The sequence below is a fragment of the Nostocoides vanveenii genome, from assembly GCF_039531165.1.
Lineage (GTDB): Bacteria > Actinomycetota > Actinomycetes > Actinomycetales > Dermatophilaceae > Nostocoides_A > Nostocoides_A vanveenii.
Map to the genome: position 1 here is coordinate 80,840 of NZ_BAAAPN010000105.1, position 11,804 is coordinate 92,643.

5 protein-coding genes and 1 pseudogene are annotated in these 11,804 nt (G+C 68.8%); all 6 read left to right on the forward strand.

Features of this window, described 5'->3' with window-relative positions; translation table 11 throughout:
- Positions 1-48 precede the first annotated feature (48 nt).
- The 6 genes and pseudogenes from ABD209_RS18640 (at position 49) to ABD209_RS18670 (ending at position 11,239) form a co-directional block, all read left to right on the forward strand.
- Positions 49-5,511: an ATP-binding protein gene (locus tag ABD209_RS18640; protein WP_425564732.1), complete on the forward strand. Its 5,463-nt coding sequence runs from the start codon at positions 49-51 to the stop codon at positions 5,509-5,511.
- A gap of 108 nt (positions 5,512-5,619) precedes the next feature.
- Positions 5,620-6,084 (forward strand): (2Fe-2S)-binding protein, encoded by a 465-nt coding sequence (locus ABD209_RS18645; protein ID WP_324385957.1) that lies wholly within the window; start codon positions 5,620-5,622, stop codon positions 6,082-6,084.
- Position 6,085: 1 nt separating this feature from the next.
- Positions 6,086-8,615, forward strand: a pseudogene (locus ABD209_RS18655) (xanthine dehydrogenase family protein molybdopterin-binding subunit).
- On the forward strand, positions 8,612-9,463 hold the full coding sequence (locus ABD209_RS18660; RefSeq protein WP_344069263.1) for an FAD binding domain-containing protein: 852 nt from the start codon (positions 8,612-8,614) through the stop codon (positions 9,461-9,463). Before ABD209_RS18655 ends, ABD209_RS18660 begins: the two are co-directional and overlap by 4 nt.
- A 1-nt stretch (position 9,464) precedes the next feature.
- A complete protein-coding gene (locus tag ABD209_RS18665) occupies positions 9,465-10,319 on the forward strand; it encodes an SRPBCC family protein (RefSeq protein WP_344069266.1) in 855 nt (284 codons plus the stop codon).
- Between the two features lie 158 nt (positions 10,320-10,477).
- Positions 10,478-11,239 (forward strand): YwiC-like family protein, encoded by a 762-nt coding sequence (locus tag ABD209_RS18670; protein ID WP_344069269.1) that lies wholly within the window; start codon positions 10,478-10,480, stop codon positions 11,237-11,239.
- Positions 11,240-11,804: the final 565 nt, after the last annotated feature.

Genomic DNA, 11,804 nt, shown 5'->3' on the forward strand with positions numbered 1-11,804 from the left:
AGGCGAATGTTCGCACGCATTGCCGTGGTCAATCGAGGTGAGGCCGCCATGCGCCTCATTCACGCCGTTCGCGATCTGAATGCTGCAGCCCCGGACGGGCCGCCGATCCAGGTCATCGCGCTGCATACGGACGGCGAGAAGACGGCGATGTTCGTTCGTGAGGCCGATGTCGCCTACAACCTCGGCCCGGCCAGTGCGCGCCCCTATCTCGACTATGCGGTCCTGGAGAAGGCCCTGACCGAGACCCGCGCCGACGCCGCCTGGGTCGGCTGGGGCTTCGTCGCCGAGGACCCGAACTTCGCCGAACTCTGCGCCCGCATCAGCGTCACCTTCGTTGGCCCCAGCCCGGAGGCGATGCGTAAGCTCGGCGACAAGATCGGCTCCAAACTGATCGCCGAAGAGGTCGGTGTGCCCGTCGCCCCGTGGAGTCGGGGCGGCGTCGACACGCTCGAGGAGGCGACCGCGGCCGCGGCCCAGATCGGCTATCCGCTGATGCTCAAGGCGACCGCCGGGGGTGGTGGTCGCGGCATCCGGAAGGTCACCACTGACGACGAGCTCGCCGCCGCCTATCAACTGACCCGCGATGAGGCACAGCGCGCTTTCGGCTCCGGCATCGTCTTCCTGGAGAAGTTGGTCACCGGTGCCCGGCACGTCGAGGTCCAGGTCATCGCCGACGGGCAGGGCACCGCGTGGGCGATCGGCGTGCGCGACTGCTCGGTTCAACGACGCAATCAGAAGGTCATCGAGGAGTCCTCCTCGGTCGTGATGACCACCGAGCAGGCGACCGTCCTGAAGGAGAGCGCCGAGCGCCTCGCCATCGCCGTCGGGTATGCCGGGGCGGGCACCGTCGAGTTCCTCTTCCAACCCGCCGACGGCACCTTCGCTTTCCTCGAGGTCAACACCCGCCTGCAGGTCGAGCACCCGATCACCGAGGTCACCACCGACACCGACCTGGTCAAGCTGCAGTTGCACATCGCCTCCGGTGGGCGCCTGCTTGGCGATAAGCCACAGGAGCGCGGGCACGCCGTCGAAGCGCGCCTGAATGCCGAGGACCCCGACCGGGACTTCGCCCCTGCACCCGGGCGCATCGCGCATCTCGTCTTCCCTTCCGGGCCTGGGATCAGGGTGGACACCGGTGTCGGAGAAGGAGATTCGATCCCCGCGGACTTCGACTCGATGATTGCCAAGATCATCGCGTATGGCCGTGATCGCACCGAGGCGCTCGCCCGCCTGCGTCGCGCCATGGGGGAGACGACGGTGGTCATCGAGGGCGGCGCCACCAACAAGAGCTTCGTGCTCGACCTGCTCGACCAGCCGGAGGTCATCGACGGATCCGCCGACACCGGGTGGATCGACCGCGTCCGCGGCGAGGGCCGGCTGGTGTCCGACGACCACTCGGCCATCGCTCTCGTTGCGGCTGGCATCGAGGCCTATGAGGATGCCGAGGAGGTCGAGCGGGCCCGCCTGCTCGCGACCGCCCACGGCGGCCGGCCTCAGGTCCAGCACGAGGTCGGGCGGCCCGTCGAGCTCAAACTGCGCGGCGCGGCCTACAAGGTCACGACCTACCGCCTCGGCCCGTCGACCTTCCGTGCCGTCCTGGAGAGCGCCACAGAGATCAAGACCGCGGAGGTCCAGATCACCCGCCTTGGGCCGTATGCCGCGCGCCTGAGCGTCGGCGACCGCACGTATCGCGTCGTGACCGCGACATTCGGACCGGTCCACACCATCGAGGTCGACGGCGTCGCCCACCGGGTCAGCCGCGACGAGGGCGGCGTCATCCGCTCGCAGGCGCCCGCGCTGGTCGTCGCCACGCCGGTTGCCGTCGGTGCCGAGGTAGCCGCCGGCGCGCCGGTCCTTGTCGTGGAATCGATGAAGATGGAGACCGTCATCCCCGCGCCCTTCGCCGCGCGCGTCAAGGAGTTGATGGTCAGCACCGGCACCCAAGTCGAGACGGGTGCCCCGATGGCCCGCCTGGAACCTCTCGGCGACGGAAGCGCAGCGGAAGCGGCAACCGCCGCCGCCCCACTCGACCTGCCGCCCGCGGCGGGTGAGCAATCCGCGGAGGAGGTCATGGCATACGGGCGGACCCTGATGAACGGGATCCTGCTCGGCTACGACGTCGACGCCAAAGTGGGGGAGGGTGTCCTGCGGAGCTATCTGGCGGCACGCGACACCCTTGTTGCGCAAGGACATTCGCCGATCGCCGACGAGTTGGGCCTGCTGGCCACGCTGGCGGACTTTGCGGAGCTGAGCCGCAACCGGCCGGTCGAGGAGGACAGGCACGAGGCCGAGCATGCGATCCATTCGCCGAGGGAGTTCTTCCACACCTATCTGCGCAGCCTCGACCCCGACCGGGGCGGCTTGCCACAAGGTTTCCGCGACCGGCTCGCCCAGGTGCTGCGGCATTACGGCATCGACTCGCTGGACCGCACCCCCGACCTCGAGGGGGCAGTCTTCCGGGTCTTCCTCGCGCAGCAACGCTCGGCCCCGGACGTCCGGATGGCCACGACGATGCTCCAGCGCTGGCTTCAGGAGCCGCCCCCCGAGGGCGACCTGGCCGACCGCTCGCGGGTGGCGCTCGACCGCGTCGTGCAGGCCACGCAACTGCGCTTCCCGCTCATCGGCGATCTCGCGCGCAGCGTGCGCTTCCGCTGGTTCGACCAACCCCGCGTCGACGCCGACCGGGCCAGCGTGCTCGACAGTGTCGGCCCCGAGTTGGCGGCCATCGACGCATTGCCTGACGGCCCAGAGCGCGCGGCCCGCCTCGAGGCGCTGGCCGATATCCCCGAGCGGATCGTCAGCTTCCTCGGTCGTCGTCTGCTCGCCGGGACGCCGGAGACCGACCCGATGCTCTCGGTGCTCATCAGGCGGCATTATCGGGAGCACGAGTTACACGATCTGCGTGAATACACCTCGGCGGCAAGGGCATTCGCGAGCGCTGACTATTCGCTCGATGGCCGCCCGACGCACCTGATCACCACCGAGGGCCGCCTGGACGAGCTGACGCCCGACGGACCGCTGACCACTGCCCTGACCGAGCAGATCGAGGCGGCCCGGGCGGCCAATGATCGCGATCAGGTTGTCGACCTCTATCTCGCTGCACCCGAGTTGCCCCGCGATGGTGACGCGGCGTCCGAGCAACTGGCTGCCCGGCTCGCGGCGCTGCCCTTCGTCTCTCACCTGCGCCGGATCGCCATCGGGATCGTGCGCGATGCGGACACCGAGGTCGGTTATGTCACTCTCCGCCCACAGCCCGATGGCAGCCTCGTCGAGGACGACCCGGTCCGCGACGTCCACCCGATGGTCGGTCGCCGCCTCAACTTGTGGAGACTGCGCGACTTCAAACTGACCAGGCTCGATGCCCCCAAGGACGTCCTGCTGCTCCATTGCGTCGGCCGGGACAACCCGGCGGACCAACGCCTGGTGGCCTTAGCGCAGGTGCGTCAGTTCTCCGTCGTCCGCGACGAGAGCGACAAGATCGTCGCGCTGCCGCACGTGGAGCGCGCTCTCGCCAACTGCCTCGAGGCGATCCGCCGCGCCCGGGCCGCACTCGCGACCCGCGAAAACCGCCTCGATATGAATCACGTCTGGATGCACGTCTGGCCCCCGGTGTCAGCCGACCTCGAGCAACTCACGGCGATGGAGACCAAGATCGCGCCCCTAACGGCGGGTGCCGGGATCGAGGAGGTCCGCATCGAAGGCCGCCTGACGGCCGCGGGCGCGCGCGTGGTGCCGATCGTCGTGCGCTTCGGGTATCAGCCAGGGTCCGGCGTCGACTACACCGTTGAGCCTGCCGCCACCACCAAGCTCGCTCCGCTCGATGCGTATGCCGAGAAGGTCGTCCGCGCGCGACGGCGCGGGATGGTCTATCCCTACGAACTGCACGCCTTCATCACCGGTCAGGGTGGCACGGTCACCGAGTACGACCTCGACGAGAGCGGCGCTCTCGTGCCGGTGGAGCGGGCATACGGGCTCAATCGCGCGGGCATCATCTGCGCGCTCGTCTCGACGCCTACTGCCCTTCACCCCGACGGCGTCGCCCGCGTCGTGCTGGCCGGCGATCCGCTGCGGTCATTGGGCTCGATCGCCGAAGCGGAGTGCACCCGGATCATCGCCGCCCTCGATCTCGCCGAGGAGCTCGGCGTGCCCGTCGAGTGGTTCGCCTTGTCGGCGGGCGCCCGCATCGCGATGGACTCTGGCACCGAGAATATGGACTGGATCGCCAAGGCGCTCAAGCGGATCGTGGAGTTCACGCAGGACGGGCACGAGATCAACATCGTCGTTGCCGGGATCAACGTCGGGGCGCAACCGTATTGGAACGCCGAGGCGACCATGCTCATGCATACCAAGGGCATCCTGGTGATGACGCCGGAGAGTGCGATGGTGCTGACCGGCAAACAGTCCCTGGACTTCTCCGGCGGCGTCAGCGCGGAGGACAACTTCGGCATCGGCGGCTTCGACCGGGTGATGGGCCCCAATGGTCAGGCGCAGTATTGGGCGCGCGACCTGGCGGGTGCGCTCGATGTCCTGCTGGAGCACTACGACGCGAGTTATGTCGCGCCGGGGGAGGAGGGCCCGCGGCATGCGCCTACGACCGACCCGGTCGAGCGCGATGTCACCACCTATCCGCACCGGCTCGACGGCAGCGACTTCACGACCGTCGGCGACATCTGGTCGGCGGCGACCAACCCGGACCGCAAGAAGGCCTTCGATATCCGCACCGTCATGCGCGCCGTCGCCGACGCCGACCACGACCTGCTCGAGCGCTGGGCGACGATGGCCGACGCCGAGACGGCGGTCGTCACCGACACCCGCCTCGGCGGCCATTCCGTCTGCCTGATCGGGATCGAATCCAAGTCCGTTCCACGGCGCGGTTTTCCGCCCACCGACGGGCCCGACACCTACACCGCCGGCACCTTGTTCCCGCGCTCGTCGAAGAAGGTCGCCCGGGCGATCAATGCCGCGTCGGGCAACCGGCCAGTCGTTGTCCTGGCCAACCTCTCGGGCTTCGACGGCTCGCCGGACTCGATGCGCAACCTGCAGCTGGAGTACGGCGCGGAGATCGGCCGGGCCATCGTCAACTTCGACGGCCCGATCGTCTTCGTCGTCATCTCTCGCTATCACGGCGGCGCCTTCGTCGTCTTCTCCAAGGCGCTCAATCCCCGGATGACGGTGCTCGCCATCGAGGGGTCCTTCGCCTCGGTGATCGGTGGCGCGCCGGCGGCAGCCGTGGTCTTCGCTCGCGATGTCGACGCCCGGACCTCGGCCGACCCCCGGGTCAAGGATGCCGAGGCCGCCCTCGCCGCAGCCGGTGAGGACGAGGCCAGCCTGCGGGCCGCTGAGGCGGCGGAGATCCGCTCGGCCGTGCGCGCCGAGATGGTCGGCACGGTGGCCTCGGAGTTCGATGGCGTGCACAATATCCACCGCGCTGTCGAGGTCGGATCCGTCGACGAAGTGATTGCGCCGCAGCAGTTGCGGCCCAAGATCATCGCCGTTCTCGATCTCGGCTGACCCGGATGCGCGAGCCCGTAGTTTCCGGCGGTTCATAAGCCTTGTCACGACCCCTCCGATGGGCCAGGATCGAGCTACAGATCGCCGGCACAAGGGAGTGACCACGCAATGACGCGCATTACCGTCACGGTGGACGGATCGACGTTCACCGACGATGTCGAACCCCGGACCTTGTTGGTCCACTATCTGCGTGAGACGCTCGGCAAGACCGGGACGGTGATCGGCTGTGACACCAGCAACTGCGGCGCCTGCACCGTCCACCTCGACGGCCGCAGCGTCAAGTCGTGCAATGTGCTTGCGGTGCAAGCCGATGGGCACGAGGTCACGACGATCGAGGGCCTCGCACAGAACGGTGAGCTGCACCCGATGCAGCGGGCCTTCCACGAGTGCCACGCCCTCCAGTGCGGCTATTGCACACCCGGCATGATCATGCAGGCCATCGACATCCTCAAGGACAACCCCGACCCGAGCGAGGACGAGATCCGCGCCGGCCTGGAGGGCAATCTGTGCCGGTGCACCGGCTACCACAACATCGTCAAGGCGGTCGCCGCGGCCGCGAAGGCTGGTGAGTGAGATGTCGGTGAGCCCGGACGCTCTGGTCGAGATCGCCGAGGAGGTCATCGACGGCGCGCCGCAGGATGACGGCGCCCGGCCCGAGATCGGCAACCGTCGGCTGCGCAAGGAAGATCACCGCCTGATCACCGGCCGCACTCGGTGGACCGACAACATCATCCTGCCGGGGATGCTGCACCTGGCCATGGTCCGCAGCCCGCACGCGCACGCCAAGATCGTCTCGATCGACACCGATGCCGCCAAGGCCGCGACGAACGTTCTCGGCGTCTTCACCGCGGCCGACTTCCCCGAAGGCATGGGCGCGTGCGCCAACGCCTGGCCGATCACGCCCGAGCAGGTCACCCCGGACCACCTGCCCATGATCGGTGACCGGGTCGCCTGCGCCGGCGAGATCGTCGCCGCGGTGGTCGCCCGAAGTGCCGCCGCGGCACGCGATGCAGCCGAGCTCGTCGATGTCGAATACGACGAGCTGCCAGCGGTTTTCGACGCCCTGGAGGCGATGAAGGACGAGGTCCTCGCGCACCCCGACAAGGGCACCAACAAGTCCGCCTTCTGGCAGCTCGACTCGGCCAGCGCAGGCTCGGGCGGCGATGTCGAGGAGGCGATCGCCAAGGCCCGCGAGGACGGCATCGTCATCGAGCGCGAGTACCGCCAGCAGCGGCTGATCCCCGCATTCATGGAGCCGCGCTCCACCGTCGTCGACCCGACCGGCGAACAGATCACCATGTGGTCGGCGACTCAGGTCCCGCACATCCTGCGCTTCCTCATCGCGGCGACAACCGGCATACCGGAATCGAAGGTGCGCGTCATCGCCCCCGATGTGGGCGGCGGCTTCGGTGGCAAGCTGCAGACGACGCCCGAGGAGTTCATCACACTCGCGGTCGCTCGACGCCTGGGCAAGCCGGTCAAATACACCGAAAGCCGTTCCGAGTCACTGGTGTCCGCCCCACCACGGCCGCGACCAGTATCAGAAGCTCACGCTCAGCGCGACCAAGGACGGGACCGTCACCGGGCTCAAGGTCGACCTGATCGCCAACCTCGGAGCGTATGTCGCGGTCGTCGGCGGCGGTGTGCCCGTCCTGGGCGCCTGGATGTTCAACGCGATCTACAAATTCCCGGCGTATCAGTTCAACTGCCAGACCGTGCTGACCAACACCACCTGGGTCGACGCCTACCGAGGCGCCGGCCGTCCCGAGGCGACCTTCGGGATCGAGCGGATGATGGACGAGCTCGCCGCCGAGGTGGGCGTGGATCCGCTGGAGATCCGCGAGAAGAACTGGATCAAGCACGAGGAGTTCCCGTTCACGTCAGTTGCGGGGATGACCTACGACTCCGGCAACTACGAGGCAGCCACCGCACGCGCCAAGGACCTCTTCGGCTATGACGAGTTGCGCGCCGAGCAGGCCGCTCGCCGGGAGAGCAAGGATCCCGTGCAACTCGGGATCGGGGTCTCGACCTTCACCGAGATGTGCGGCCTGGCCCCCTCGCGGGTGCTCGGCTCGCTCAGCTATGGCGCGGGCGGATGGGAGAACGCGGCCATCCGCATGCTCCCGACCGGCAAGGTCGAGGTCATCACCGGCACCTCGCCGCACGGCCAGGGTCACGAGACGGCATGGAGCCAGATCGTCGCCGACCGGCTCGGCGTGCCCTTCGAGGACGTCGAAGTCCTGCACGGCGACACCCAGGTCGCCTACAAGGGCCTGGACACCTACGGCTCGCGCTCGCTGGTCGTGGGCGGCGAGGCAGTGGTCCGCGCGGCTGACAAGGTCATCGAGAAGGCCAAAGCCTTTGCGGCGCACCTGCTGGAAGCCAACCCGGACGACCTCGAGTTCGCCGGGGGGCGCTACACCGTCAAGGGCACCGACCAAGGCGTCGGCATCACCGACGTCGCTCTGGCGACCTTTGCCTCGCACAACTACCCCGAGGGCCTGGAGCCCGGGATCGACGCGGAAGCCACCTTCGACCCCGACAACTTCTCCTTCCCGCACGGGACCCACCTGTGCGCGATGGAGGTCGACACCGAGACCGGCGAGACCCGGATGCGGACGTATGTTTGCGTTGACGACATCGGCAATGTCATCAATCCGCTCATCGTCGAAGGACAGGTCCACGGCGGCCTCGTCCAGGGCATCGCGCAGGCGTTGTGGGAGGAGGCGATTTTCGACGACAACGGCACGCTGGTGACGGGGTCCTTCGTCGACTACACCTTGCCGACGGCGGCCGACACGATCTCCTTCGTCACTGAGAACACGACCTCTCCGGCGACGTCGAACACCTTGGGCACCAAGGGCGTCGGCGAAGCCGGCACGATCGCCTCCACCCCGGCCGTCGTCAACGCGATCGTCGACGCCTTGCGCCCATTGGGGATTCACGACATCCGTATGCCGTGCACCCCCGAGCGTGTCTGGCGCGCCATCGTCTCGGCCGGCTCCCACGACGGAGCAGCCGCCGACGCAGCCCAGCCCCATTTCCACGACCATGCCCCGAGCAACGCCGATCCCGGCGCCACGGGTGAAGGGAGCGCGCAGTGATCCCCGCCGAGTTCGACTATGTGGCGCCGGAGACGGTCGCGGATGCCATTGCGGCACTGGCGGATTCGGACGATGCCAAGGTGATGGCCGGTGGCCAGTCGCTGCTGCCGATCCTGCGGATGCGGCTCAACGCGCCCGAGAAGATCGTCGACCTGGGCCGAATCGCCGAGTTGCGTGGTGTGCGCGACGACGGTGACGCGCTCGTCATCGGGGCGATGACGGCATACGTCGATCTGCTTGCCGACCCGCTGATCCGCGAGCACGCGGCCCTACTGCACGCGGCGATCAGTGAGGTCGCCGACCCGCAGATCCGTCGCCGCGGCACCATCGGTGGGGCCCTCGTGCACGCCGACCCGGCGGGCGATGTGGGCGCGCCGGTCCTTGCGCTCGACGCGGAGATGGTGATCAGCGGCGCGGATGGTGAACGCACCGTGAGCGCCGCCGACTTCTTCGTCGACCTCTTCGAGACCGCGGTGCAGGAGGGCGAACTCCTCATCGCGATCCGGGTGCCGAAGCACACCGGGTGGGGCGCGGCATACGAGAAGTTCGTGCGGGTCGCGCACCAGTGGTCGATCGTCGCCGTCGGCGCCACCGTTCGGGTTGCGGACGGCGTCATCGCCGAGGCGAAGATCGGGCTGACCAATATGGGCGCCACGCCGCTGCGCGCGCCGGCGGTCGAGTCCGCGCTGGTCGGGCAGCAGGCGAGTGCCGAGGCGGTCGCCGCCGCGTGCGCGGCGGCGGCCGACGGGACGTCACCGCCCAGCGACCTCAACGGTGACTCCGACTACCGACGGCACCTGGCGACCGTCCTGAGTCGGCGCGCGGTGCTGACGGCGGCCGGCGGCTGATATGGAACTGACGCACGATTTCGTCGTCCCCGCCTCCATCGACGCCGCGTGGGCAACGTTCATGGACCTCGAAGGCGTCGGGAGTTGCTTCCCCGGTGCCACGGTCACCGAGTCGACCGGGGACACCTTCGCGGGCACCGTGAAGGTCAAGCTCGGTCCGATCGCGCTGGTGTATGCCGGCACCGGCCAGTTCATCGAGCGTGACGACGCCGCGCACCGGGCCGTGATTGAGGCCAAGGGCAAGGACAAGCGCGGCAATGGCACCGCGGGAGCAACGGTCGTGATCCAGCTGGCGCCCGCCGACGGCGGCTCCCGTACCCGGGTCGACGTCACCACCGAGCTCGCGATCACGGGCAAGCCGGCGCAGTTCGGGCGCGGCGTGATGCAGGACGTTTCGGACAAGCTGCTCGCGCAGTTCGTCGCCTGTATCGAGAGCAAGTTCGCGGCCGAATATGTTGGCGCACAGTCCACTTCGGACGCCAGCGTGGGTGCGGGCGGAGGTGCGCACGGGGCGGAGAAGTCACACGGCGAACCGCTCCCGCAGTACCGCGCCGAGGTCGCGGACGACGAGGGCATGGCGCTCTCGCCGGCCGAGATCGCCGAGGGCCTGGGCTCGGACGACTCGTCCGCGGGCTCGTCGGCCGCGCCCGGCGCTGCTCCCGCTCCCGCGGCGGGTTCTGCCGCTTTGGCGGCCCCCGCTCGTCCTGCGACGCCCAGGCCCGCGGTCGCCGCCGACGACTCGATCGACCTCGGCGCAACCGTGCTGCCGGTCCTGATCAAGTCCTATGCGCCCTATCTGCTCGCGGGGGCCCTCGGTCTGGCCATTGGCCTGGCCCTCGGCCGCCGCAACACCTGAATCCCGTCTGGGTCCCACGCTCTGCGTGGGCGAGGCCGGTTCAGCCACGTCTGGGTCCCACGCTCTGCGTGGGCGAGGCCGGTTCAGCCCCGGCCACGCTCGCGCAGGCCTTGGGACCCATGCGGGGGTCGAGGCTTCCCCCGGCCTACGCTGATGGGGTGAGCACGACCGCCGCCCGTCCCGCCGCGCCGCCCGACAAGCGGCGGCGTGGGCCGGGCTGGGTGCCCAACCAGCACGGTGCCTGGGCGATGCTCGCGACTCCCCTCCTGGTGGGAATCCTTGCGGCCGGCCCGCGGTGGGTGCACCTGCCACTAACCGCCTTGTGGTTCGTCGGCTACTTCGCCTTCTTTGCGGCCGGCCTGTGGCTCAAGGCCCGCCGCAAGCCGCGGTACTTCCCACCGGTGCGGGCATACGGGCTCGCGGCGATCGCCCTCGGGCTGATCACGGCGGCATTGGCTCCCGGCTTGATCCGCTGGGCGCCGCTCTTCGTGGTTCCCCTCGGCGTCGGTATGGTCGCGTCCGCCCGCCGCGAGGACCGCGCCCTTGTCAGCGGCCTGGCCACGACCGTCGGGTCCGCGTTGATGACCGTAGTCGCGTATGACGCTGGCGGCGGCACCGACGGGCCGCGCGCCTGGGTGCTTGCGGGCATCCTCGAGGCCTACTTCGGCGGCACGGTCGTCTATGTCAAGACGATGATCCGCGAGCGCGGCTCGCGTCCGCACTACTGGCTCTCGGTCGGCTGGCATCTCTCCGCCACCGTCGCGATGGCCTGGGTGAGTTGGCCGCTTGTCGCGGTCTTCGCCGCCCTCACCGCCCGAGCGGCCTACTTCCCGCGCTGGGCGATGACTCCCAAGCAGGTCGGGCTCATCGAGATCGGCGCGACCATCGCCGTGGCGGCGCTGGCGCTCGTGACCACCTGACTTCGACCCGTTCGGGACCCTGGCTCATCCCGCGTGCGCAAGGCGTCTCATCGTCGCCGCGGCGCGGCGAGATCAGTCTCAGACGTCGGGATCGGATGTCTGCGGGATAGGCGACGCCCTTTAGACGTGAGGTCGGCCACTGCCCGTTCGCCCAGGACCGCACCGACTGCTCGAAGATGCCGAGGTCGTAGCCGGACGTCAGCAGCAGGTGATGGCGGCGCAGGGAGACGGCGGCGTAACCGGCGAACAGGATTGCGGCGATCACGCCCGAGTCGAGATGCCTTAAGACTCGTGCGGCGGCGATCGGCGCGGCGCGGACGGAGGGTCGGCGAGGGAGCCAGCACTGTGCTCATGTCGATGAGCATCGGCGGCGCTGGACCGGATACAACGCGCTGATCTATCTCGCTGCGCTGAAATCGGTTTCGTACGATCTCTATGAGTCGGCGCAGGTCGACGGCGCGAGTAAGAGGTTGCACGGATAGGTGCGGATGTTGCGTTTGGGGTGCGTGTTGCTGAAGGGGTGCAGGCGCGGACGCGAGTAGGAGAGGAGGTGTCAAAGCCAATC

Coding starts and splice junctions, on each gene's coding strand:
- ABD209_RS18645 (WP_324385957.1), top strand. CDS start 5,620: ATGACGCGCATTACCGTCACGGTGGACGGATCGACGTTCACCGACGAT.
- ABD209_RS18665 (WP_344069266.1), top strand. CDS start 9,465: ATGGAACTGACGCACGATTTCGTCGTCCCCGCCTCCATCGACGCCGCG.
- ABD209_RS18640 (WP_425564732.1), top strand. CDS start 49: ATGCGCCTCATTCACGCCGTTCGCGATCTGAATGCTGCAGCCCCGGAC.